The sequence below is a fragment of the Streptomyces thermocarboxydovorans genome (assembly GCF_039524635.1).
Taxonomy (GTDB): Bacteria; Actinomycetota; Actinomycetes; order Streptomycetales; family Streptomycetaceae; genus Streptomyces; species Streptomyces thermocarboxydovorans.
Genome location: NZ_BAAAGU010000051.1, coordinates 1 through 24,367 on the forward strand (window position 1 = coordinate 1; position 24,367 = coordinate 24,367).

21 protein-coding genes and 2 pseudogenes are annotated in these 24,367 nt (G+C 73.3%); 6 read left to right on the forward strand and 17 right to left on the reverse strand.

The annotated features are described in order from the left end of the window. Both ABD198_RS22655 and ABD198_RS22660 read left to right on the forward strand, forming a co-directional pair. Positions 1–1,009 (forward strand): SbcC/MukB-like Walker B domain-containing protein (locus tag ABD198_RS22655; RefSeq protein WP_344005033.1); only part of this gene is annotated, 1,009 nt, incomplete at its 5' end. A 77-nt stretch (positions 1,010–1,086) separates the two neighbouring features. Further along, on the forward strand, positions 1,087–1,932 hold the full coding sequence (locus ABD198_RS22660) for an SDR family oxidoreductase (RefSeq protein ID WP_344005036.1): 846 nt from the start codon (positions 1,087–1,089) through the stop codon (positions 1,930–1,932). Between the two features lie 6 nt (positions 1,933–1,938). Here ABD198_RS22660 and ABD198_RS22665 read toward each other — a convergent pair whose 3' ends face one another. Next, complete coding sequence (locus ABD198_RS22665) at positions 1,939–3,627, reverse strand: DUF885 domain-containing protein (RefSeq protein ID WP_344005039.1); 1,689 nt, start codon at positions 3,625–3,627, stop codon at positions 1,939–1,941. Between the two features lie 32 nt (positions 3,628–3,659). Continuing rightward, entirely contained in the window at positions 3,660–4,151 is a 492-nt protein-coding gene (locus tag ABD198_RS22670) for an Lrp/AsnC family transcriptional regulator (RefSeq protein ID WP_344005042.1), read from the reverse strand. A 71-nt stretch (positions 4,152–4,222) separates the two neighbouring features. Between ABD198_RS22670 and ABD198_RS22675 the strand changes: the two genes are divergently transcribed. Continuing rightward, positions 4,223–5,404, forward strand: coding sequence for a trans-sulfuration enzyme family protein (locus ABD198_RS22675; protein WP_344005045.1), 1,182 nt, complete (start codon positions 4,223–4,225; stop codon positions 5,402–5,404). Positions 5,405–5,507: 103 nt separating this feature from the next. On the opposite strand, the gene ABD198_RS22680 is transcribed toward ABD198_RS22675, so the two are convergent. Continuing rightward, positions 5,508–6,761: a GNAT family N-acetyltransferase gene (locus ABD198_RS22680; RefSeq protein WP_344005048.1), complete on the reverse strand. Its 1,254-nt coding sequence runs from the start codon at positions 6,759–6,761 to the stop codon at positions 5,508–5,510. Positions 6,762–7,191: 430 nt separating this feature from the next. Beyond that, positions 7,192–8,070 (reverse strand): alpha/beta fold hydrolase, encoded by an 879-nt coding sequence (locus ABD198_RS22685; RefSeq protein ID WP_344005050.1) that lies wholly within the window; start codon positions 8,068–8,070, stop codon positions 7,192–7,194. Positions 8,071–8,259: 189 nt separating this feature from the next. Between ABD198_RS22685 and ABD198_RS22690 the strand changes: the two genes are divergently transcribed. Both ABD198_RS22690 and ABD198_RS22695 read left to right on the forward strand, forming a co-directional pair. Then, on the forward strand, positions 8,260–9,156 hold the full coding sequence (locus tag ABD198_RS22690) for an RNA polymerase sigma-70 factor (RefSeq protein WP_344005053.1): 897 nt from the start codon (positions 8,260–8,262) through the stop codon (positions 9,154–9,156). A 179-nt stretch (positions 9,157–9,335) separates the two neighbouring features. Then, positions 9,336–10,097 carry a GntR family transcriptional regulator gene (locus ABD198_RS22695; RefSeq protein WP_344005055.1) on the forward strand — a complete coding sequence of 254 codons (762 nt, stop codon included), beginning with the start codon at positions 9,336–9,338 and terminating at the stop codon, positions 10,095–10,097. Positions 10,098–10,249: 152 nt separating this feature from the next. Here ABD198_RS22695 and ABD198_RS22700 read toward each other — a convergent pair whose 3' ends face one another. Then, complete coding sequence (locus tag ABD198_RS22700) at positions 10,250–11,407, reverse strand: ROK family transcriptional regulator (RefSeq protein ID WP_344005058.1); 1,158 nt, start codon at positions 11,405–11,407, stop codon at positions 10,250–10,252. Between the two features lie 223 nt (positions 11,408–11,630). Between ABD198_RS22700 and ABD198_RS22705 the strand changes: the two genes are divergently transcribed. Continuing rightward, on the forward strand, positions 11,631–12,071 hold the full coding sequence (locus tag ABD198_RS22705) for a hypothetical protein (protein WP_344005061.1): 441 nt from the start codon (positions 11,631–11,633) through the stop codon (positions 12,069–12,071). 129 nt (positions 12,072–12,200) lie between these two features. Here ABD198_RS22705 and mug read toward each other — a convergent pair whose 3' ends face one another. The 12 genes and pseudogenes from mug to bioB form a co-directional block, all read right to left on the reverse strand. Beyond that, a complete protein-coding gene (mug, locus tag ABD198_RS22710) occupies positions 12,201–12,698 on the reverse strand; it encodes a G/U mismatch-specific DNA glycosylase (RefSeq protein WP_344005064.1) in 498 nt (165 codons plus the stop codon). A 44-nt stretch (positions 12,699–12,742) separates the two neighbouring features. Further along, positions 12,743–14,185 (reverse strand): adenylosuccinate lyase, encoded by a 1,443-nt coding sequence (purB, locus tag ABD198_RS22715; RefSeq protein ID WP_344005068.1) that lies wholly within the window; start codon positions 14,183–14,185, stop codon positions 12,743–12,745. A 135-nt stretch (positions 14,186–14,320) separates the two neighbouring features. Continuing rightward, positions 14,321–15,133 (reverse strand): SGNH/GDSL hydrolase family protein, encoded by an 813-nt coding sequence (locus tag ABD198_RS22720; protein ID WP_344005071.1) that lies wholly within the window; start codon positions 15,131–15,133, stop codon positions 14,321–14,323. A gap of 75 nt (positions 15,134–15,208) precedes the next feature. Continuing rightward, positions 15,209–16,231, reverse strand: a complete 1,023-nt coding sequence (locus tag ABD198_RS22725) for a hemolysin family protein (RefSeq protein WP_344005074.1) — start codon at positions 16,229–16,231, stop codon at positions 15,209–15,211. After that, on the reverse strand, positions 16,228–17,598 hold the full coding sequence (locus tag ABD198_RS22730; RefSeq protein WP_344005077.1) for a hemolysin family protein: 1,371 nt from the start codon (positions 17,596–17,598) through the stop codon (positions 16,228–16,230). Before ABD198_RS22730 ends, ABD198_RS22725 begins: the two co-directional genes overlap by 4 nt. A 142-nt stretch (positions 17,599–17,740) precedes the next feature. Continuing rightward, positions 17,741–18,208 carry a GNAT family N-acetyltransferase gene (locus ABD198_RS22735; RefSeq protein WP_344005080.1) on the reverse strand — a complete coding sequence of 156 codons (468 nt, stop codon included), beginning with the start codon at positions 18,206–18,208 and terminating at the stop codon, positions 17,741–17,743. Positions 18,209–18,294: 86 nt separating this feature from the next. Beyond that, positions 18,295–18,753 (reverse strand): annotated as a pseudogene (locus ABD198_RS22740) (ABC transporter permease); the annotation flags it as partial. Positions 18,754–18,757: 4 nt separating this feature from the next. Beyond that, positions 18,758–19,547, reverse strand: a pseudogene (locus ABD198_RS22745) (ABC transporter ATP-binding protein). Between the two features lie 140 nt (positions 19,548–19,687). Continuing rightward, the gene (locus ABD198_RS22750) at positions 19,688–20,371 is read right to left on the reverse strand and encodes a class I SAM-dependent methyltransferase (RefSeq protein WP_344005083.1); all 684 of its coding nucleotides are present in this window, start codon (positions 20,369–20,371) and stop codon (positions 19,688–19,690) included. A gap of 646 nt (positions 20,372–21,017) precedes the next feature. After that, a complete protein-coding gene (bioD, locus tag ABD198_RS22755) occupies positions 21,018–21,743 on the reverse strand; it encodes a dethiobiotin synthase (protein WP_344005086.1) in 726 nt (241 codons plus the stop codon). Between the two features lie 6 nt (positions 21,744–21,749). Then, positions 21,750–23,030 (reverse strand): adenosylmethionine--8-amino-7-oxononanoate transaminase, encoded by a 1,281-nt coding sequence (locus ABD198_RS22760; protein ID WP_344005089.1) that lies wholly within the window; start codon positions 23,028–23,030, stop codon positions 21,750–21,752. After that, positions 23,023–24,324, reverse strand: coding sequence for a biotin synthase BioB (bioB, locus tag ABD198_RS22765; RefSeq protein WP_344005092.1), 1,302 nt, complete (start codon positions 24,322–24,324; stop codon positions 23,023–23,025). The genes ABD198_RS22760 and bioB overlap by 8 nt, the downstream gene beginning before the upstream one ends. Between the last annotated feature and the right edge of the window lie 43 nt (positions 24,325–24,367).

Genomic DNA, 24,367 nt, shown 5'->3' on the forward strand with positions numbered 1-24,367 from the left:
CACCCACTTCCCGCCCGTCGACACCTACAACTGCTCCATGAAGGGCAGCGAGATCGCCCACGCCGCCCGCACCGCCGAGGACGCCCCCAAGCGGCTCAAGGCCGCCGACGCCCGGCTCGCCGACGCCGCCTTCCGGGCCGGCTTCGACACCCCGCAGGCCGCCGCCGAGGCCCTCCTCGACGACGCCGCCCACCGCGAGCTGCAGCGCCGCCTGGACGCCTGGCAGCAGGAGGAGGCCGCGGTGCGGACGGTCCTCGCCGAGCACGAGACGCTCACCGCCGCCGCACAGCCGCCCGCCGACGTGCTCGCCGCCGAGCGGGCCGCAGAGGAGGCGGACCGCCGCGTGCGCGAAGCCTCCTCCGCCCGGGACGCCGCCGACCGCCGCTGCACCGAACTGGACCGGCTCTCCGCGCGGGTCGCCGCCTCGGTGCGACGGCTGGCGCCGCTGCGCGAGGAGCACGACCGCGTGGCCCGCATGGCCGGCCTCACCGCCGGCACGGCCGCGGACAACGAACGGAAGATGCGCCTGGAGTCGTATGTGCTCGCGGCCCGGCTGGAGCAGGTCGCCGCCGCCGCGTCCGCCCGGCTGCAGCGCATGTCGTCAGGCCGCTACACCCTGGTGCATTCCGACGACCGCACCGGCCGCGGCCGCAGCGGCCTCGGCCTGCACGTCGTCGACGCCTGGACCGGGAGCGAGCGGGACACCTCCACGCTGTCCGGCGGCGAGACGTTCTTCGCCTCCCTCGCCCTCGCCCTGGGGCTCGCCGACGTCGTCACCGACGAGGCGGGCGGGGTGCGACTCGACACCCTGTTCATCGACGAGGGCTTCGGCAGCCTCGACGACCAGACCCTCGACGAGGTGCTGGACGTCCTGGACTCCCTGCGCGAACGCGACCGCAGCGTGGGCATCGTCAGCCATGTCGCCGATCTGCGGCGGCGCATCCACGCCCAGCTGGAAGTGGTCAAGGGCAGATCCGGGTCGGTGCTGCGGCAGCGCGGGACCGGCTGAGCGCACCGGGCTTCGGCCGGGTACGTCCGGCGATATTGGCGTGCGTCCGGGCCCGGCGCCGACCATCATGACCGGTCATGCCCCGACTTCCGCACCCCACACCCGAAGCTCTCCGCCGTGACCCCCTGCCGCTGCGCGGCCGGACCGCGCTGGTCACGGGCGCCAGCCGGCGCGCCGGGATCGGCCACGCCGTGGCCCGGCGCCTGGCCGCCTACGGAGCGAGCGTGTATCTGCACCACCATGTGCCGCACGACGCCGCCCAGCCCTGGGGCGCCGACCGGATCGAGGAGGTGACCGCCTCCGTCACCGAAGCCCTCGGCGATCCGCGGGCACGCGTGATCGCCGGACCGGGCGACCTCGCCGACCCGGCCGTGCCCGCCGAACTGCTCGACCGCGCCGTCGAGGCCCTCGGCGGCCGGCTCGACATCCTCGTCGCCAACCACGCCCTCAGCGGCAGCGACGGCGACCTCGACACCGTCGACGCGGCCATGCTCGACGCCCACTGGGCCGTCGACACCCGCTCGGTCCTGCTGCTGGTCCAGGCGTTCGCCCGGCACCGGGCGACCCTCGAACCCCGCACCCCGGGCGGGCGCGTGGTGATGATGACCTCCGGGCAGGACATCGCGCACGGCATGCCCGGCGAGATCGCCTACGCGCTGCAGAAGGGCGCCATCGCCTCCATCACCCGCTCGCTGGCGACGACCCTCGCCGAGCAGGCCGTCACCGTGAACACCGTCAACCCCGGCCCCGTGGACACCGGCTACATGACCGGCGAGGACTATGAGGCCATCGCCGCGATGTTCCCGGCGGGACGCTGGGGCATGCCGGACGATCCCGCCCGCCTCATCGCATGGCTGGCCACCGACGAGGCGGACTGGATCACCGGGCAGGTCATCTCCTCCGAGGGCGGCTTCCGCCGCTGAGCGGCCCTACAGGGCGGCCAGTTCGTCGACCAGGTCGTCCAGACCGAGCGAGCCCTGCGACAGCGCCGCCATGTGCCAGGCCTTCAGGTCGAAGGAGTCGCCGTGCCGCTGACGGGCCTTCTCCCGGCCCAGCAGCCAGGCCCGCTCGCCCAGCTTGTAGCCGATCGCCTGGCCCGGGATCGTCAGATACCGGGTCAGCTCGCTCTCCACGAAGTCCGCCGGACGGCTGCTGTGCGCGCCGAAGAACTCCTGCGCCAGCTCCGGCGTCCAGCGCTCACCCGGGTGGAACGGAGAGTCCGCCGGGATCTCCAGCTCCAGGTGCATGCCGATGTCGACGATGACCCGCGCCGCCCGCATCATCTGCGCGTCCAGATACCCGAGCCGCTCCTCCGCATCCGTCAGGAAGCCCAGCTCGTCCATCAGCCGCTCCGCGTACAGCGCCCAGCCCTCGCAGTTGGCGCTGACCATGCCGACGGTGGCCTGGTAGCGGGAGAGGGTGTCCGCCACGTGCACCCACTGCGCGAGCTGCAGGTGGTGGCCGGGGACGCCCTCGTGGTACCAGGTCGACACCAGGTCGTAGACGGGGAAGCGGGTCTGGCCCATGGTCGGCAGCCAGGTGCGGCCCGGCCGGGAGAAGTCCTCCGACGGAGGCGTGTAGTACGGCGCCGCCGCGCTGCCCGGCGGGGCGATCCGCGACTCCACCCTGCGCACCCGCTCCGCCAGGTCGAAGTGGGTGCCGTCCAGGGACTCGATCGCCCGGTCCATCAGCCCCTGGAGCCAGTCGCGCACCTCGTCCACGCCCTCGATGTGCCGGCCGTGCTCGTCCAGGTGCGCCAGCGCCACCCACGGAGTCTCGGCGCCCGGCAGGACCTTCTCGGCCTCCTTCTTCATCTCGCCGAGGATCCGGTGGAACTCGGACCAGCCGTAGGCGTACGCCTCGTCCAGGTCGAGGTCGGTGCCGTTGAAGTAGCGGGACCAGCGGGCGTACCGCTCCCGGCCCACCGTGTTCGGGGCGCCCTCGATGGCCGGCGCGTACGTCTCGCGCATCCAGTCGCGCAGCTCCGCCACCGCGGCGGTCGCCCCGCGTGCGGCCTCGTCCAGCTCGGCCCGCAGCGCCTCCGGGCCCGCCGAGGCGAAGTCCTCGAACCAGCCCCGGCCCTCGCCCGTATCGACCCACTCGGTGAGCTGCCCGATGAACGCCTCGGTCGGGCGCGGCGCCGCGTACAGCTTGCGCTCCAGGCCCAGTTCCAGGGACTGCCGGTAGCCGGCCAGCGCGCCCGGCACCGCGCGCAGCCGCTCGGCGATCGCCGCCCAGTCATCCTCCGTCTGGGCCGGTGTCACGGTGAACACCTCGCGCACCGGGTGCACCACGGTCCCCAGATTGCCCACCGAGCGCAGGCCCTCGTCGGCCTCGTGCACGGCGAGCTCGGCGGTGAGCCGCTCGCGCAGCAGCCGGGCGCAGCGGCGCTCGATGCCGCTGTCCGCGCCGGGGAGGCGCTCGGCCTCGTCGAGCCGGGCGAGGGTGGCCCGCTGAAGCTCCGCGAGCGCCTCCTGGCCCGCGGGGGAGAGGTCGGGGAGCTTGGAGGAGCTCTCCTTCACACCGAGGTAGGTACCGGTCACCGGGTCGAGGGCGATCAGCTCGTCGACGTAGGCGTCGGCGACTTGGCGGGGCAGCGCGTTGTTGGTCTGTGACATGCGGACCATCCTGGTACGCGGCCCGCCGCACGTCACCCGGATTGAGCCGAGGGCGAAGGCGGCAGCAGCGGTCCGCAGTCCCACTGCTGGAAGATCAGCCGGGTCTCCACCCGGGCCACCTCCCGCCGGGCGGTGAACTCGTCCAGCACCAGCCGCTGCAGGTCCGTCATGTCCGCGACCGCGACATGCACCAGATAGTCGTCGGGGCCGGTCAGATGGAACACGGTCAGCGACTCCGGCAGCGCCCGGATACGCTCCACGAAGGGTCCCACCAGCTCCCGCCGGTGCGGCCGCACCTGCACCGACAGCAGCGCCTGGAGTCCCCGGCCCAGCTTGGCCGGATCCAGCTCCAGGCGGTGCCCGAGGATCACGCCGCAGCGGCGCAGCCGGGTCACCCGGTCCAGGCAGGTGGATGGTGCGACCCCGACCTGCGCGGCGAGGTCCCGGTAGGTCATCCGGGCGTCGTTCTGCAGCAGCCGCAGCAGATGGAGATCCACCGGATCCAGTACGACAGATTCGGCCACCGGCCGAACGTAGCACGGTTTCCGGCTGCAGAGACCCGGTCGGTGTTCACCCTTCGGTCATGGAACTGGGCATGGACACGCGTACCACGCGTTCATCTCGCGCACTGGCCACCGAGGCCGTGCACGCCGGCCGTGACGACCTCGCAGGCCTGGGACTGCACGCCCCGCCGATCGACCTGTCGACCACCTACCCCTCGTACGACAGCCGCGCCGAGGCAGCCCGCATCGACGCCTTCGCCACCACCGGCGCCGAACCGGACGGGCCGCCCGTCTACGGGCGGCTCGGCAACCCGACCGTCGCCCGCTTCGAGACCGCCCTGGCCCGTCTGGAGGGCACCGAGGCGGCGGTCGCCTTCGCCAGCGGTATGGCCGCGCTCAGCGCCGTCCTGCTGGCCCGGGGCGCCATGGGCCTGCGGCACGTCGTCGCCGTACGGCCGCTGTACGGCTGCAGCGACCATCTGCTGACCGCCGGGCTGCTCGGCACGGAGGTGACCTGGACCGACCCGGCCGGCGTCGCCGACGCGCTGCGCCCCGACACCGGGCTGGTGCTGGTGGAGTCCCCGGCCAATCCGACGCTCGCCGAGATCGACCTCAGGGCCGTCGCCCGGGCGTGCGGCTCGGTGCCGCTGCTGGTCGACAACACCTTCGCCACGCCGGTCCTGCAGCGCCCGGCCGAGCACGGGGCGCGCATCGTGCTGCACAGCGCCACCAAGTACCTCGGCGGGCACGGGGACGTGCTCGCCGGCGTGGTGGCGTGCGACGAGGAGTTCGCGGGCACGCTGCGGCAGATCCGCTTCGCCACCGGCGGCGTCCTGCACCCGCTGGCCGGCTATCTGCTGCTGCGCGGCCTGTCGACCCTCCCGGTGCGGGTGAGGGCCGCCTCCGCCAACGCCGCCGAGCTGGCCCGCAGGCTGGCCGCCGACCCGCGCGTGGAGCGGGTGCACTACCCGCGCATCGGCGGCGCCATGGTGTCCTTCGAGGTCCACGGGGACCCGCACCAGGTGATCGCCGGGGTCCGGCTGATCACCCCTGCGGTGAGCCTGGGCAGCGTGGACTCCCTCATCCAGCACCCGGCCTCCATCAGCCACCGCATCGTCGACGCCGACGACCGCAGGGGCGCCGGCGTCGGCGACCGCCTCCTGCGCCTCTCGGTCGGCCTGGAGGACGTCGAGGACCTGTGGGCGGACCTGGACGGCGCGCTCGGCGGGCACACCGGCACCGGGACCCGCCAGGAGGAACTGGTCCAGGGCTGACGCCCGGACCGGTGAACGACCCGGCCGTCCCCCTCCCCCGCACCCGGGGGAGGGGGACGGCCGTCGCTCTTCAGTCGCCCGTCGGTCGCTGCTTCGCCCGGTCTCAGGGGCGGGCGGCGTGCGCCCCGTGCCGCTGCCGCGGGCCGTGCGGCCCCATCCCGTCCAGGCGGGCGGTGATCACCAGGGTGCCCTCCTCGATCTGGTAGTCGAGGGGCAGGCCGAGGGCCCGCATCGCGGCGACCATGCCCGTGTTGGCGGCCCGGGTCACCGCGTACACGTCCGAGCAGCCCGCCTCGGCGGCCATCGCCACCAGCCGGGACAGCAGCTCGCCGCCGATGCCCCGGCGCTGCCAGGCATCCTCGACGATCAGCGCGACCTCGGTCTCGTCGCCGTCCCACAGCAGATGGCCGAGGCCGACGATGCGGCCGGACGAGGTCTGCGCGGCCAGCGTGCGGCCGAAGCGCGGGCTGAGCAGATGGCGCAGATAGCGGTCGGCGTCGCCCACGGGACCGTGGTAGCGCAGCCGCAGCGTCTGAGCCGAGCACCGCTCGTGCATCTCCAGCGCGGCCGGCAGATCACGGGTGTCCGCCCGGCGCACCGTGATGTCGCCGCCCTCCGGCAGGGTGAGCACGTCCCGGCCGCGCGGGATCCGCGGACCGAGCCGGGCGTCCAGCTCCACCAGCGCCCGCGCCCGGGCGAACTCGGTCGGGGTGAAGGGCAGATACGGCCGCTCCACGATGATCACCCCGCCCTCCGGGGCGCGCAGCCGCATCACGGTGTCCTTGAGCGACCCCTCCACCGGCCCCTGCGGCGCCGGCACCGCCGAGAACCGGGCGGCGGGCAGCGACCGGATGGTGCACCTGCCCAGCAACTGCCGCAGCGCCAGCGGAAGTTGCGCCGCGTCCTGAGCGGTGCGGGCCGCCAGGCCGAGCACCCGCGTCGGGGCGTCCACCAGATCGTGGGTGTCGGCGCGTTCGATCCAGGTGTCCCAGCCCCCGGCCCCCGAGGCGGCCTCCGTCAGCGCCCCGCCGTCCAGCCCGCCCGGTGCGCGCAGCAGGAACTCGTCCATCACGCCGTCTCCGAGCGGATGGGTCTGCAGACTCAGGATGTCGACCCCGTGCCCGGCCAGCGCCGCGCACAGCGCGGCGAGCGACCCGGGCTCGTCCCGCACCGTCGTCCGCATCCGCCACAGCACGCTCGGCCCGGCCTCGGCGGAAGACGGCCGGGCACCGCCGGTATCGCTCTCGGGCACCGGGGGCGCATGCCCGTGCCGTCGTGCCCACCACACATGGAAGCCGGCCCTGCCCCGCACCGTCCGTTTCGCCAGCTCCCGCAGATTGCAGATCACTTCAGACATGTCTCGACTCATGCACACCACTGTGAAGGAATGGTGTTTCCCGGTTACGAACTCACTGTGACCGATGAGTAACGAGTTCTGAAATCGGCTGCCGCCGCAGCGCTCATTTCCGGACGGCCTCCGCCGGCAGCCGTACGCCCTCCCGGATGCGGGCGGGAGGCAGGCGGGCGCAGCCGAGGACCCAGGTGGACGCCCTCGCCGGGGTCGTCAGGGCTCGTCCCCGTCCGCGGGCGGGCGCCGAGGCGGCGGGCAGCAGCAACTCCCGGGCTGGGGAGCCGGGTTCCGAGCGCCCTGCCCCGTGGCCCCCGTGCCTTCAGCCGCGCCCGCGTCGGTCGGTGCTGGAGGCCTGGCGGGAACCCCGGGGATCGCGTCGGCTCGGTCGGCGTCACTCTGCGAGAGGCCGCCGGGCCGGCCCACCGGTTTCCGCTGCCTACGAGGCCGCGGCGTCCACCTGCGCGGTCTCGGCGGCCGCCGTGCGGGCGCGGCTGCCGTCCAGGATGACGCGGGCGACCAGGGCCGGATCGTCGTTCATCGGCACATGGCCGCAGCCGGGGAGGCGGACCAGCCGGGCATGAGGGATGGTCTGCTTGGCGCGGACGCCCTGCCGGGGCAGCAGCAGCCGGTCCTTGGCGCCCCAGGCCACCGTGACGGGCACCCCGGGCACCGGATCGGTGAACCGGACGGCACGGCCCGCGCGCAGCGTCTCGAAGAACCCCTCGGCGTGCTTCAGCGCGAGCGTCTCGGCGACCACCGCCTCGGGGGAACGACGGGCGGGGCGGGCGTAGATGGTGCTGGTCAGCGCCGTCCGCCCGGCCGCCGAACGGGCCAGCCGCTCCACCAGCGGCAGCGGCAGCCGCTCCGCGATCCGCCGCATCCCGAGCAGCACCCCGAAGGCGTAGCGCCGCTCGGCCTGGGTCCAGAACCCGGCGGGGGACAGGGCGGTGACGGACCGTACGAGCTTGGCGCGGCCGAGTTCCAGGGCCAGCAGACCGCCCAGCGAGTTGCCCGCGACGTGCGGCCGGCCGAGCTCCAGCTCCCGGCACAGCGCGCCCAGCGCGGCGTTCATGGTCGGCAGGTCGTGGGCGAGCCCGTCCGGCAGCTTGCCGGACGCCCCGAATCCGGGCAGGTCCACGGCGATCACCTCGCGCTCGGTGGCCAGGATGTCGACCACCGGGTCCCAGGCCTGGCGGTGGTGGCCGATCCCGTGCAGCAGGAGCAGCGGTTCGCCGCGGCCCACGCGCGCATAGGAGAGGGTCACGCGCTGCGGGCCGTGGGGTGAGGTGACCTCGAAGGAGACGGTCGCTGACATGAAGGTGCTCTCCTCGTCTGGGTCTCGCGGGCGGGGACGCCGTAGACAGCTTGTCAGCAATTGCTACCGACGGGTAGCCCCTGAATCCGGCCGTCCGCCACCCGCGTCCGCGGCGCGCTGGTTCCGCGCCCGCACTGCCCCGCCGGGAACCGCCTGGACAGCGCCGCGGGCGTGGGCTGGGATGGAGCGGTGACCACCGACACCGAGACCGATGTCTTCGAAGAGCACCGCCCCGTCCTCCTCGGGGTCGCCTACCGCATGCTGGGCCGGGTGGCCGACGCCGAGGACGTGGTCCAGGAGGCCTGGCTGCGCTGGTCCGGCGGCGACCGCTCCGACGTGCGCGACCCGCGCGGCTACCTGGTGCGCGTCACCACCCGCCTCGCCATCGACCGGCTGCGCCAGATCAAGTCCCGCGGCGAGACCTACGTCGGGCCCTGGCTGCCCGAACCCTGCGTCACGGACTTCGGCGACCGCGCCCCGGACACCGCCGAACAGGCCGTGCTCGCCGACTCGGTCTCCCTCGCCGTCCTGGTCGTCATGGAGTCGCTGTCGCCGCTGGAGCGCGCGGTGTTCGTGCTCCGCGAGGCCTTCGGATACCCGTACGCCGACATCGCGGCCATGCTCGACCGCGGCGAGGCGGCGGTGCGGCAGCTCGCCGGGCGGGCTCGCAAGCACGTGGAGGAGCGCCGCCCGCGCTACGAGGTCGACCCCGCCCAGCGCCGCGATCTGACCGAGCGCTTCCTGGCCGCGGCCGGCGGCGGTGACCTTCAGGCGCTGCTGGAACTCCTCGCGCCCGATGTGCGCCTCGTCGGCGACAGCGGCGGCAAGGTGCGCGGCCCCCTGCGGGAGCTGGCCGGCGCCGACAAGGTGGGCCGCTTCATCAAGGGTGTCGCCGGCAAGGGCGTGCCCGACTTCTCGGTGCGCTTCATCGAGGTCAACGGCGGCCCGGCGCTGCTGGTGCTCTCCGGCGGGAAGCCCGACGCGGTCTTCCAGGTGGACGTCGCCGACGGGCGCATCCAGACCGTGTACATCATCCGGAACCCGGACAAGCTGCAGGCGGTGGCCGCGCTGCCGCCGGCCCCGTAGTCCCGTCGGTCCCGGCCTCCTCTGCGACAGACCCCCGCCATGCGGCGGGGGTCCCGTCGTCGCGGGGGATTGGTATTGACCAAGGGGTCGGGCCCCCTTATGGTCGCTGACAAGTGAAACAACCTTTAATAAACAAGGGCGCTAAAACGCCGCCGGACTCAGCCATCGTGGAGGACAGGGTGGGGACCACGCAGCTGGAGACGGTGCCGGAACCGAAGTACTGGCACCTCAGGACCGTGCTCAGCGAAGCGCTGGAGAACGAGTTCTCGGTGGGGGAGGTCCTGCCCAACGAGCGTGAGCTCGCGGCACGGTTCGGCGTCGCCCGTGCGACCCTCCGGCAGGCTCTGGAGCAGCTGGAACTGGAGGGCAGGCTGCAGCGCCGCCGCGGCGTCGGCACGACCGTCGCCCCGCCCCGCATGGGTGTCTCCGTCGGCCCCGCGCAGCACGGCTGGCCGGGCGCCCCCGGCGACGCCTGGCAGGCCCTGGACTGCACCCTCGAGGTGCCGCCCGCCTCCGTCGCCGAGACCCTGGTCACCGGCCGGGACGAGCCGGTGCACATCGTGCGCCGCTCCCGCGTCTCGCACGGCCAGCCCGTCGCCGCCGAGCTCCTCTACATCCCGGCCTCCTCCGTCCCGGACCTGACCGGCATCGACCTGCCGTCCGGCACGGCCCGGGCACGTGCCGTCCTGCGCGAACTGCAGCACCTGGAGCTGGAACGCCAGGAGAACACCGTGGAGCTGGGCTCCGCCAACGCCGAGGACGCCCGCGAACTGGACCGCCTCCCCGGTGCTCCGGTGCTGGTCGTCACCACCCGGTTCATCACCCGCGGCCGCACCGCCGCGCTCTCCGTGGCCACTTACCGCGCCGACACCTGCCGGCTCACCTTCGGTGACACGGGCGCGGTGGAGATCCACCACGGCCCGGAGCGCCGGGCGTCCTGAGCACGTACGGGTCCTGAGGGCCGCTGGAGGGTCGTCTTCCGGCGGCCGGGGGAGCGGGTGCGGTTGCCGACAGTACCGCCCGTTTACCGACGGGCCGGTCTGCCTATGGGCCGTCACGTTCCCGCCCACCGGCGGGGCCCCTGCGCTCCCGCCTACCGGCGGGCCGTCACCGTGCCCTCCACCGCGAAGAGTTGCTCCTCCACATGATCGAGGGCCAGCCGCAGCGCACCCGTCGCCACCGCCGCCTCGCCGAGCAGGGACAGGGCGACCCTCGGCGGGCGCAGGCAGTAGCGGGCCAGTTCACGGCGCAGCGGCTCCAGCACCCCGTCCAGGCCCGCCGCCCAGCCGCCGATCACGACCAGCTCCGGATCGAGGGCGAGCACCAGCGCGGCCACGTCGTGCACCAGCCGCTGGATGAAGCGGTCGACCGCCGCCATCGCCCGCTGGTCGCCCTCCCGCGCCTGCGCGAACACCGCCGCGACCGCCTGCTCGTCGAGCGGATGCAGCGGCTTGTCGGTGGTGGACAGCAGCGCCTCCGGCGTGGCCTCCCGGCCCAGCAGATGCAGTGCCCCGATCTCCCCGGCCGCCCCGCCGTACCCGCGGTGCAGCCGGCCGCCGATCAGTGAACCGGCCCCCGGGCTGAGCCCGGCCAGCACGAACACCACGTCGCAGGTCTCCTTGGCGGAACCCTTCCAGTGCTCGGCCACCGCCGCCGCGTTGGCGTCGTTCTCCACCAGCACCGGGCACTTGAACGACCGGCTCAGCCGCGCGCCGAGACCCAGCCCCGTCCAGCCGGGCAGCGCCGTGCCCAGCCGCACCGTGCCGTCCGCCTCCACGATGCCGGGCGTGCCCACGCCCACGGCCCGGAGCGAGTCGTGCGGCACACCGGCGTGGCGCAGCAGATCGGTGACGGCGGTACGCGCCCGCTCCAGCCGCTCGTCCGCCTCGACCGTCTCGTCGACGTCCTTCACCTCGGCGCCGATCACCCGGCCGTCCAGGTCGGCGAGGAGCGCGGCCACCCGGTGCGCCCCGATCTCCAGGCCCAGCAGATGTCCGGCCTCCGCGCGGAACCGGAACCTCCGGGCCGGGCGCCCCTGGCGCCGGGCGGACGTCTCGTCGGCCGCCGCCTCCACCACCAGACCGGCCTCGATGAGCCCCTCGACGACGCCTTCCACCGTCGGCCGGGACAGCCCGGTCACGCGGGTGACCTCGGTCAGCGTCGCGCAGTCCGTGGCCCGCAACGCGTGCAGCACCACCGCGGAGTTGATCCTCCGTAGCAGCGAGGGATCCCCGCCGGTCAGCCGCCCCACCGTCCGTCCTCCCAGCTCGTGCGCGTGATGGGCGGATCGTACTCGGCAGGCGGAACCCCGGACACCTCCGGGCAGCGGGACCGTTCCCGCCCTGCTGGTGGGCCTGCTCACCACCCTCGCCGCACTGCTCGCGGGCCAGAGCGGGGCCGGAAGTCGGCCGTGTCTGACCGGAAGTCGCCTGACGCACCGCCAAGTGTCAGTGGCGACGGGTTTACTGGACCTCATGGACATCGCACAGCACATCGCCCTCATCGACGAGCTGTGCTTCCGCCCCTTCCCGGCGGAGCACGGTCCGTCGGACGCCGGCTTCTCGGGGCCCGGCCACCATGTGGCCGTACTGCGGGCGGACCCCGGCCTGCGCGACGGCGACCCGGGCGACTGGGCGGTGACGGTGGACCAGTACGAGAAGGAACGCGACGCCCTGCACGAGATGCTGTCGGCCCGCTGGGGCGAGGCGGACCTGTGGAACCTGCAGACGGTGCTGCTGCGCGGCGCCGAGGAGGAGATACCCGAGCCCTGGGCCCGGCTCGCCGCCGGTGCCCGGGCGGCATGGCTGTGGGAGGCCGAGGGCACCGGCCGCTGGGTCGCCGTCGCCGTCGCCGACCGGGACCCGGACGATGCGGTGCAGTTGCTGGCGGTGGTGGCGGAGACCGCCCCACCCTGACCGCGTGCCTGGCCCTGACCCGCCCGCTCACGGAGCCCGCTCACGACCCGCGCGGATCAGCGATCGGCTCAGCCCAGCCCTCCGCGGCCTCGCGTCCTCGCTCAGCCCTCCGCGGCCTCGCGTCCTCGCTCAGCCCTCTGCCGCCTCACGCAGCCGCGCGAATTCCTCCGCCAGCGTCTGAGCCGTCCAGTGCGCGTTCAGCCCGCTCGGATTGGGCAGCACCCACACCCGCGTGTCCCCGATGACCCGCTCCTGCGGGCCCACCCGCGCCGCGGGGTCGCCGAAGGCCGCGCGATACGCGGTGATCCCCACCACGGCCAGCCAGCGCGGGCGCAGCCGGGCCACCTTCTCGGCGAGCAGCCGCCCGCCCTCCCGGTACTCCTCGGCGCTCAGCTCGTCGGCCCGGGCCGTCGCACGCGCCACCACATTGGTGATGCCGAGCCCGTACGACAGCAGTTCCCGCTGCTCCGACGGCTTCAGCAGCCGCGGGGTGAAACCGGACCGGTGCAGCGCGGGCCAGAAGCGGTTGCCGGGACGGGCGAAGTGATGGCCCGTCGCGGCCGTCATCAGACCGGGGTTGATGCCGCAGAACAGCACCCGCAGGCCGTCCGCGACCACGTCCGGCACCAGCCCGTCGCGGGCGGCCTCGAGCTCCTCGCGGGTGAAGCGGGTCAGAGGATCGCCCCGGGGCTGTAGCCGGCGGCCTCCGGGTGCTGCTTGACGATCTCCTCGATCCGGGCGACGACGGTGGCGACCTGGTCGCCCGCGGCGCCGGTGAAGGACAGCTTGTCCGCCATCAGCGCCTCCAGCTCGTCGCGGCCGAGGGGCAGACGCTCGTCGGCCGCGAGCTTGTCCAGCAGGTCGTTGCGCTCCGCGCCCTGCTCGCGCATCGCCAGGGCGGTGGCCACGGCGTTCTCCTTGATCGCCTCGTGTGCGACCTCACGCCCGACACCCGCGCGCACCGCGCCCATCAGCACCTTGGTGGTGGCCAGGAACGGCAGGTAGCGGTCCAGCTCCCGCGCCACGACGGCGGGGAAGGCGCCGAACTCGTCGAGCACGGTCAGGAAGGTCTCCAGCAGGCCGTCGAGCGCGAAGAACGCGTCCGGCAGCGCCACCCGGCGCACCACCGAGCACGAGACGTCGCCCTCGTTCCACTGGTCGCCCGCCAGCTCGCCGGTCATCGAGGCGTAGCCGCGCAGAATGACCATCAGGCCGTTGACGCGCTCGCAGGAGCGGGTGTTCATCTTGTGCGGCATCGCGGAGGAGCCGACCTGGCCCGGCTTGAACCCCTCGGTGACCAGCTCGTGCCCGGCCATCAGCCGGATCGTCTTGGCCAGCGACGACGGGGCCGCGGCGAGCTGCACCAGCGCGGTGACCACCTCGTAGTCGAGGGAGCGCGGGTAGACCTGGCCGACGGAGGTGAACCTCTCGGAGAAGCCCAGATGCCCGGCGATCCGCCGCTCCAGCTCGGCCAGCTTGCCCGCGTCGCCGCCGAGCAGGTCCAGCATGTCCTGGGCGGTGCCGACCGGACCCTTGATGCCGCGCAGCGGGTAGCGGTTCAGCAGCTCCTGGACCCGTCCGTAGGCCACCAGCAACTCGTCGGCGGCGGTCGCGAAGCGCTTGCCGAGGGTGGTGGCCTGCGCGGCCACATTGTGCGAGCGGCCCGCCATCACCAGCTCGCCGTACTCACCGGCCAGCTTGCCCAGCCGGGCCAGCACGGCCACCGTACGGTCGCGCATCAGCTCCAGGGAGAGCCGGATCTGCAGCTGCTCGACGTTCTCGGTGAGGTCGCGCGAGGTCATGCCCTTGTGCACGTGCTCATGGCCGGCGAGGTCGTTGAACTCCTCGATCCGCGCCTTCACATCGTGCCGGGTGACCTTCTCGCGCTCGGCGATGGAGGCCAGGTCGACCTGGTCGAGGACGCGCTCGTAGTCGGCGATCGCCGCGTCCGGCACCTCGATCCCGAGGTCCTTCTGGGCGCGCAGCACGGCGAGCCAGAGCTGCCGCTCCAGCTTCACCTTCTGCTCGGGCGACCAGAGCGTGGCGAGCTCGGCGGAGGCGTACCGTCCGGCGAGGACATTGGGGATACGGGGCTTAGCGGGCGCAGCAGTCACGTGGAGCGATTCTACTGGCGATTCCTGCAGGCCCTCGCCACGGGCCCGCTTGGCGGAAGCTACAAGACACCCCGGCCCGGTCGCCGGCGCACCCCGGACCCGGTGGGCCGCAGGGCCGAGAGCACCCGGCGTCGGCTACCGGGCGCCCTGGACCCGGTCGCCCTCGAAGGGCAGCAGTTCGGGGCGCTTGGGCGGCAGGCCGTCGCCCGAGGAGCGGCCGGTGAGGCGGCGGCCTATCCACGGCAGCAGATGACGGCGGGCGAAGCGCACGTCCTCGATCCGCCGGGCCACCCAGCGGGGCGGCAGCGTCGCCTCCGGCGGCAGATGCCACTCGGGGTCCTCGGGCGGGTAGCCGAGGGTCTGCCACACCGCCTCGGCGACCCGGCGGTGCCCCTCGGCGTTCAGATGCAGCCGGTCCGCGTCCCACAGCCGGGGATCGCCGAGCGCCGGCGCCCCGTACAGGTCGACGACCAGGGCGCCGTGCTTGTGCGCCAGCTCCTCGACGCACTCGAACAACGCCTCCATGCGCGGCCGGAACCGCTCCAGCACCGGGCCCTGCCGGCCCGGGCTGCGCATCAGCACCAGCTGACCGCAGTGCGGCGCCAGCCGCTCCACGGCCTCGGTGAGCAGAGACCGCACCCGCCCCATGTCGCACTTGGGGCGCAGCGTGTCGTTCAGGCCGCCGACCAGGGTGACCACATCGGCCCGCATCGCCGCGGCCGCGTCCACCTGCTCGTCGACGATCTGCCGGATCAGCTTGCCGCGCACCGCGAGGTTGGCGTAGCGGAAGCCGGGGTTGACCGCGGCCATCCGGGCGGCCAGCAGATCGGCCCAGCCCCGGTAGGTGCCGTCCGGCAGCAGGTCCGACATGCCCTCGGTGAAGGAGTCGCCGACGGCGACCAGGCTGGTGTGGGTGGGACGCGGCTGCGTCGTCTCGCTCGTCTCCATGACGGCACAGATGCTATCCCGTGCACATACCAGCCGGTCGGTCGGCTCCCCTCGCCCCGCCCCGCCGCGGGCGTCTCAGCCCCGCTCGGCCCGCCGCCCGAACAGCTCCTGCAGCACGTCCTCCATGGTCACCAGGCCCGCCAGCCGCCCGTCGGCGCCGATGACGGCCGCCAGATGGGTGCGGCTGCCGCGCATCGCGGTGAGCACGTCGTCCAGCGGGGTGCTCTCCCGCACCCGCGCGATCGGGCGCATGTCCCGCAGCCGGAACGGCAGGTCCCGGGGCGAGGCGTCCAGGGCGTCCTTCACATGCAGATAGCCCACGATCCGGCGGCCCTCGTCCACCACCGGGAAGCGGGAGAACCCTGACTCCGCCGACAGCCGCTCCAGGCCCTCCGGAGTGACGCCCACGCTCGCATAGACCACCCGCTCCAGCGGCAGCACCACGTCCCGCACCGGCCGGCGGCCCAGCTCCAGCGCGTCGTGCAGCCGCTCCTGCGCCCGGTCGTCGATCAGACCGGCCTCACCGGAGTCCTTCACGATCTGCGCCAGCTCGGCGTCCGAGAAGGACGCCACCACCTCGTCCCGCACCTCGACCCGCAGCAGCCTCAGCAGGGCGTTGGCGAAGGCGTTGATGGTGAAGATCACCGGCCGCAGGCCCCGCGACAGCGCCACCAGCGGCGGGCCGAGCAGCAACGCGCTGCGCACCGGCTCCGCCAGCGCGATGTTCTTCGGCACCATCTCGCCCAGCAGCATGTGCAGATACGTCGCCAGCGTCAGCGCGATCACGAACGACACCGCGTGGCCCGCGCCCGACGGCACGCCCATCGCGCGGAACACCGGCTCCAGCAGATGCGCGATGGCCGGCTCGGCGACCACACCCAGCACCAGGGTGCACAGGGTGATGCCGAGCTGTGCCGCCGCCATCAGCGCGGACACGTGCTCGAGCCCCCACAGCACGCTCTTGGCGCGCCGGTCGCCCTGCTCGGCGTACGGCTCGATCTGGCTGCGGCGGACCGAGATCAGCGCGAACTCCGCGCCCACGAAGAAGGCGTTGACGACGAGCGTCGCCAGACCGATCAGCAGCTGTACGGCGGTCATCGCCGGGCCTCCTTGCCGTCCTCGGCGGTCCCGCCGTCCCGCGTGGTGACCACCCGCTCGTCGTCGAGCGGCGCGTGCAGCAGGACCCGGGCGGCGCGGCGGCCCGTCGCGTCCACGACCTCCATCCGCCATCCGGCGACCGTCAGCGCGTCACCGACGGCGGGAATGCGTCCCAGCTTCGTCGCCACCAGCCCGGCCAGCGTCTCGTAGGGGCCCTCCGGAACGCGCAGACCCAGCCGGGCGAGCTGGTCCATGCGCGCGGAGCCGTCGGCTGAGAACAGGGCGTGCCCCTCCTCGTCCGTGCCGGCCGGGGCCAGCTCGGGCGTCTCATGCGGGTCGTGCTCGTCGCGGACCTCGCCGACGACCTCCTCCACGATGTCCTCCAGCGTGGCCACGCCCGCGGTGCCGCCGTACTCGTCGATCACCACGGCCATGGTGCGCCGGTCGGACAGCCGGTCCAGCAGCCGGTCGACGGTCAGCGACTCCGGCACCAGCAGCGGTTCGCGCATCACCTCGGACACCGGTATGTGCGCCCTGCGCTCCGCGGGCACCGCCAGTACGTCCTTGATGTGCGCGGTGCCGACCACCGAGTCGAGGGTGTCGCGGTAGACGGGGAACCGGGACAGACCGGTCGCCCGGGTCGCGTTGGCCACGTCCTCGCAGGTCGCGTGCTCCTCGAGCGCCATGACCTGCACGCGCGGGGTCATCACGTTCTCCGCGGTGAGGTCGGCCAGGTTCAGGGTGCGGACGAACAGCTCGGCCGTGTCGGCCGCGAGCGCGCCCTCCCTGGCCGAGTGGCGGGCCAGCGCCGCCAGCTCCTGGGGACTGCGGCCCGGCGCCAGCTCCTCGGCGGGCTCCAGTCCCATGCGGCGCACGATGCGGTTGGCGGTGTTGTTGAGGTGGGTGATGAAGGGGCGGAACGCGGCGCTGAACCAGCGCTGTGCGTTGCCCACCCGCTTGGCGATCGCCAGCGGCGAGGAGATCGCCCAGTTCTTGGGCACCAGCTCGCCCACCACCATCAGGAACACGGTGGACAGGCCCGTGCCGATCACCAGCGCCACCGAGTGCGCCGTCGCCTCGGAGGCGCCGAGGTCCTGCATCGGGCCCGCGATCAGCGCGGCGACCGAGGGCTCGGCGAGCATGCCCACGATCAGGTTGGTGACCGTGATGCCGAGCTGGGCGCCGGACAGCTGGAACGTCAGATTCCGTACCGCCTTCAGCGCGCCCGCGGCGCCCCGCTCGCCGCGCTCCACGGCGCGTTCCAGCTCGGCGCGCTCGACCGTGGTGAGGGAGAACTCGGCCGCCACGAAGGCGCCGCAGGCGAGGGAGAGCAGGATCGCCACCAGAAGGAGGAGCACTTCGGTCATCGGGTCACCTCCGTCCCATGGTCGAACAGGACGGGGACGACCGCGCGATGTCTGCTACTGGGAGGCTCGCCCATGGGCGGACGCGCACCAACCTTTCCGAAGTGACCGGCGCTTGCAGGCGACCGATGAACCGAGTGACCCCTCAAGGGTAAAGGATCAGCAAAGGATCCTGGTCGTGCCGTGGATCACCGCTGAGCGGCTTCACCCAGCGACGCCACTGCTCCTCCGGCTGGTACCCCGCAGCGGCCCACGCATGATGCGCCGTCTCGTTGCGCTGCAGCACCATCGCGTCCGCCCGGCGGCCCCCGAGCCGTACGAACCGCTCCTCGGCCGCCGCCAGCAGCGCGGAGGCGATGCCCTGACGGCGGCGGTCCGGATGCACCGCCAGCCGGTAGAGATGACAGCGCCAGCCGTCGAACCCCGCGATGACCGTGCCGACCAGCTCCCCGCCCCGCTCGGCCAGCAGCAGCGCCTGAGGATCCCGCGCGACCAGCCGCTCGGCACCCTCCCGGTCGTCACTGATGCTGGTGCCCTCGGCGGCCGTCTTCCAGAAGGCCAGCACCTCGTCCAGATCCTCGGCCGTCGCGGCCCGTGTCCGCAGCTCACTCATGAAGTGATCACAGCACCGCGGCCCAGGGCCACCCGCCCATTTCCACCATCCGGACACCCGGCTCACTCGTGGGCGATCGCCGCCAGCACGTTCATCCGGGACGCCCGCAGCGCCGGCAGCAGCGCCGCCGCGATGCCCGAGGTCAGCTTCACGACGCTGCGCTCGTCGGCGTACCAGTCGACGGCGAGGGCCGGCGCACCCCCTATCGGCTTCACCGGCTCGTTGTCCTTGTCGGTGACCGTGATGTTCCCCGCCTCGACATCCGGATGAGCCGCCTGCACCCCCTCGAGCCCCGTCAGCCGCTCCGCGACCGAGGCCGGCAGGGTCTGCACCGCCCCCGTGGGCACCGACGACTCCAGACCCTCCTTCGGCAGGACCGTCACATCGGCGGAGGTGGAGGCGAACAGCCGGTCGAAGGTACGCGAGACCGTGTCCGAGAAGATCAGGCTGCCCGCGACGAACGCCACCGACAGCAGCACGGCCAGCGCGGACAGCACCAGCCGCCCCTTGTGGGCGAGGAAGCTCCTGAGCGTCGCCTTCAGCACCGCGTCAGTCCCTCTCGGCGTCCGACTGGGCCCGGATCACATCGAAGCGCTTCATCCGCTCCAGCACGGCCTCCGCGGTGGGCCGCTGCATCTCATCGATGATCCGCCCGTCCGCCAGGAACAGCACCAGATCGCTGTGCACGGCGGCCCCCGGATCATGCGTGACCATCACCACGGTCTGACCCAGCCCGTCCACCGCCTCCCGCAGAAAGCCGAGCACCTCCAGACCGGCCCGCGAGTCCAGATTCCCGGTCGGTTCGTCCGCGAAGATCAGCTCCGGCCGCGAGGCCAGCGCCCGCGCACAGGCCACCCGCTGCTGCTGCCCGCCGGACAGCTGCGCCGGCCGGTGCTTCAACCGGTCCCGCAGCCCCAGCGTGTCGATCACCCGGTCCAGCCACTCCTGATCCGGCTTCTTGCCCGCGATGTCCATGGGCAGCGTGATGTTCTCCAGCGCGTTCAGCGTCGGAATGAGATTGAACGACTGGAACATGAACCCGACCCGGTCCCGGCGGCCGGGTCAGCTCACGGTCCTTCAGCGCGGTGATCTCGGTGTCCCCGAGCCACACCTGACCGGCCGAGACGGTGTCGAGCCCCGCCAGACAGTGCATCAGCGTCGACTTCCCCGACCCCGAGGGACCCATCACCGCGGTGAACCGCCCGCGCGCGATGTCCACGTCCACCGAATCCAGGGCCAGCACGGTCGTCTCGCCCGAGCCGTACGCCTTGGTCAGACCGCGGGCCCGGGCCGCGATCCCGTCGGCCGAGGGCTCGTGCTCCGCAGCAGGTGTGGACAAGGCCGCCTCCTTGAGGAGAGGACGTCAGCTGTCGCGCCCGAGGGTAAGTGCCCCGTCCCGCAGCCGATATCCCCCGTGAGTGCAGCACCGCCTCCACCCCAGGAAGGGGCCCGGACACCCGGTGTAAGGGCCACGTACCCTCAGTCCGACACCGGCCGCCACGCAGTGCCGAGCACACAGAACGACTGAGGCAACGCCGGCCCGTTCTCGGGCATCATCATCCGCCGGTACGGCCCCAGTTCGAACCCGGCCGCCCGCAGCGAGCCCACCGGGTCCCTGGCCAGGTGGCAGCCACCGGCCAGGGGCGGCCAGACCGTCGCGTCCATCGCGCGCTGGGTGAACCGCATGACCTTGCCGCCGCCGGCGCCGTGCTCGAAGAAGCGCAGCTCGCCGCCCGGCCGCAGCACGCGCCGGATCTCCGACAGCGCCCGCGGAACGTCCCGCACGCTGCACAGCACCAGGGACACCACGGCCGCGTCGAACGCCTCGCTCTTGACCGGCAGCGCCTCGGCGGCGCCGGGGGCGACGTCCACGGGCATCTGGGCGCGCAGGGCGGCGTCGACGGCCAGCTTGCGCAGGTGGCGCTCCGGTTCGATGGCGACGACCTCGGAGACGGTGCCGGGGTAGTGGGCGAAGTTCAGGCCGTTGCCGGCGCCGATCTCGATGACTCTGCCGGAGAGGCCGGTCAGGAGGCGCCGGCGGACGTCGGCCATGTGCATGCGGGTCTCGGCGGCGACGCTGGCGCGGGCGTAGTAGCGGGCGAACAGGGGATGGTGCACGGCATCCCGCGGTGCCTTGGTGGATCCAGCTGACCGCAACGGCATCGGTACCTCCCCGGGAACGGGCCCTACCGCGATTCTCCCCCGCGGGGGGCGCGAGATGCGTGCCCCGTGCGTATCCAGTTGCGTGTCGTTCGGTTTGGGGTGCTACGCCGACGGCTCCCCTTGCTGGTAGGGCACGCCGGCGTGGGTGCCGGCCGGGGGTGGGTTGCGCTGGCCCCGCTGGAGGGGGTGCCTCCCCCACTCTCGGCTGCGCTCGAGCGGGGGCACCCCCATCGCCCACCCTCCCCCACTCTCGACTTCGCTCGAGCGGGGGGACCCCCATCGCCCACCCTCCCCCACTCTCGACTTCGCTCGAGCGGGGGGACCCCCATCGCCCTGGGCGGCACGAATGCCCGCAGTTGCGCGGCTGCGCTGCCCGCAGCTACGTAGCGGTAGCCGCGCGCGGCGCCCAGCCGAAGCGGGGCGCAGGCGGGCCGCACTCGCGCGCGGCGGGGAGGGGCCGGGGTGGTGGTGTGCGCCCGCAGCGGCTGGCGCGTCCGCGCCCGTACTCCGGTGAGAAGCCGATTTCGCGCCAGACCGAGGACGGATACCACCACCCCGGCCCCGACTCACCCACCCAGCGTGGGCGCTACGCGCACCCCCACCGGAGGGACAGTTGCGCCGCAGGCATGGCCACGCGAACCCCCACCTAGCCCGCAGCCGCACGCGTACGGAATGCCTCCGCGTCCCAGGTGCCGTCGAGCTGGGGGGCCAGCCACTCCGGGGACCGGGTCCGGAACGTCTCCGGGGGGAGGGATGCCGCGGCCTCGGGCACCGCGCCCAGCAGGGGGACGCCGGTCACGTCGGGGAGGTCCAGGAGGTTGCAGCGGGCGGCGAGGTCAGGATCCGCCGGCCAGCTGCCGACCACCAACCCCGCGACCTCCAGCCCGCGCCGCTGCAGCTCATGTACCGTCAGCTCGCTCACATTGAGCGTCCCCAGCCCCGCCGACGTCACCACCAGCACCGGCGCCCCGAGCAACTCCGCCGCATCCGCAAGCGTGCCCCCCGCCGCATCGAACCGCACCAGCAGCCCACCCGCACCCTCCACCAGCACCAGATCGAACTCCGCCGCCAGCTTCGCCGCCCGCTCCGCCACATCCTCCGGATGCACCGGCGCCCGCCCGGCCCGCCGCGCCGCCGTCGCCGGCGCCAGCGGCTCCGGGTACCGCGCCAGTTCCCCGGCCCAGACACCGCCCCCCGCCAGCCGCGCGATCTCCTCCGCGTCCCCGGCCTCGCCCGGCCCCACCCCCGTCTGCGCCGCCTTCAGCACCGCCACCGACCGCCCGGCGGCAGCCACGGCCGTCGCAGCGACCGCCGCCGTGACGACCGTCTTGCCGACCTCGGTCCCGGTCCCCGTGATCACCAGTACCGGCACGTCACGTCACCCCACCCTCGCCGCGGCGCACACCGCACGTGCGATCCGGGCGACATCATCGTCAGCCGTGACATACGGCGGCATCGTGTAGATCAGATCCCGGAACGGCCGCAGCCACACCCCCTCGGCCACCGCGGCCCGCGTCGCCGCCGCCATGTCCACCTCGTGATCGAGCTGCACGACCCCGATCGCCCCGAGCACCCGCACGTCCCGCACGCCCGGCAGCCCCGCCGCCTCGGCGAGCCCGTCCCGCAGCCCCGCCTCGATCCGCTTGACCTCCGCGGCCCAGTCCTGCCCCAGCAGCAGCTCGATCGACGCACACGCCACCGCCGCCGCCAGCGGATTGCCCATGAACGTCGGCCCGTGCGCCAGCACCGGCACCTCGCCGCGCGAGATCCCCTCGGCCACCCGCTCCGTGCACAGCGTCGCCGCCATGGTCATGTAACCACCGGTCAGCGCCTTGCCCACGCACATCACATCCGGCGCCACGGCCGCATGCTCGGCAGCGAACAGCGCACCCGTGCGCCCGAACCCGGTGGCGATCTCGTCGAACACCAGCAGCACGTCGTGCGCGTCGCACACCTCGCGCAGCACCCGCAGATACGCGGGGGAGTGGAACCGCATGCCCCCCGCACCCTGCACCACCGGCTCCACGATCACCGCGGCCAGCTCCCCGGCGTGCCGCTCGACCATCTCCCGCAGATGCCCGGCGTACGCCTCCTCGTACCCGGCGGGCGGCGCGTCCGCGAACACCTGCCGGGGCAGGGCACCGGCCCACAGGTCGTGCATCCCGCCCTCGGGGTCGCAGACCGACATCGGGTGCCAGGTGTCCCCGTGATAGCCGCCCCGCCAGGTCAGCAGCCGCCGCTTCTCGGGCCGGCCGAGCGAACGCCAGTACTGCAGGCACATCTTGATCGCGACCTCGACCGACACCGACCCGGAGTCGGCCAGGAACACATGCTCCAGCCCCTCCGGCGACATGTCGACAAGGAGCTTCGCCAGCCGCACGGCGGGCTCGTGCGTGAGCCCGCCGAACATCACATGGCTCATCCGCGCCAGCTGCTCACGGGCCGCCTCGTTCAGCACGGGGTGGTTGTAGCCGTGGATCGCCGACCACCAGGACGACATCCCGTCCACCAGCTCGCCCGAGCCGTCGGCGAGCTTCAGCCGCACCCCGCTGGCCGACTCCACGACCAGCGGCTCCCGCTGACCCGGCATCGGCCCGTACGGATGCCACACATGCCGCCGGTCGAGTTCCAGAATCTCGGAGAGGGACAGCTCAGGCATTGGGCGCGAGATCCGTCCCGGCACCCCGGCGCCGCACCGCGACCAGATCGGGCCGCGGCCCGGAGACCGGCGCCGCCGCACCTTCCTCGTGCGCCCCGCACGCACCCCCCGCATGCGACCCGCACACGTCACCGCCACCCGCATGCGACCCGCACACGTCACCGTCACCCGAATCCACGCCGCACACGCCACCGTCCGTCGCATGCGACCCGCAGGCATCACCACCCCCCGCATGCGACCCGCACACATCACCACCCGCACGCGCCCCGCACGCTCCCCCGGAGCGCTGGGCCCGATGCTCAGGCAACGTCACCTCATCCGCACCCTCCACCTCGAACCCGGCATCCGCGATCATCTCCAGGTCCGCCTTCCCCGCCTGCCCCTCACTGGTCAGGTAGTCCCCGAGGAAGATCGAGTTGGCCAGGTGCAGCGCCAGCGGCTGCATCGTCCGCAGATGCACCTCACGCCCGCCCGCGATCCGCACCTCCACATCGGGGCACACGAACCGCACCATCGCCAGGATCCGCAGGCACCGCTGCGGCGTCAGGTTCCACTCCTTGGCCAGCGGCGTCCCCTCGAACGGGATGAGGAAGTTCACCGGCACCGAGTCGGGGTCGAGCTCCCGCAGCGAGAAGACCACGTCCACCAGGTCCTCGTCGCTCTCACCCATGCCGGCGATCAGCCCGGAGCAGGCCGAGAGCCCCGCCGCATGCGCCTTCTGCACGGTGTCCACCCGGTCCGCGTACGTGTGCGTGGTCGTGATGTCCCCGTACGTCGCCTCCGACGTGTTGAGGTTGTGGTTGTACGCGTCCGCCCCCGCCTCGCGCAGCCGCTCCGCCTGGCCGTCGGAGAGCAGACCGAGGCAGGCGCACACCTCGACGCCCTCGTTCTGCTCCTTGATCGCCTTGATGGTGTCGGACACCCGCTCGACGTCCCGGTCAGTGGGGCCGCGCCCGGAGGCCACCAGGCACACCCGCTTGGCCCCGCCCGCGAGGCCCGCGGCGGCCACCTTCGACGCCTCGTCCGGCTTGAGCCAGGTGTACTTCAGGATGCCAGCCTCCGAGCCGAGCCGCTGGGAGCAGTAGGAGCAGTCCTCGGGGCACAGGCCGGACTTGAGGTTGACGAGATAGTTGAGCTTCACCCGTCGCCCGAACCAGTGCCGGCGCACCTTTCCGGCCGCGGCCACCACGTCGAGCAGCTCGTCGTCGGTCGTCCTCAGGACGGCCAGCGCTTCCTCGCGGGTCGGCGTCTCGCGCCGAAGCCCCTTGTCCACCAGCGTGTTCAGCAGGTCCATGAGAGCCGATCCTGTCCTACCGGACGGTCCGAGGCCAAGGAGA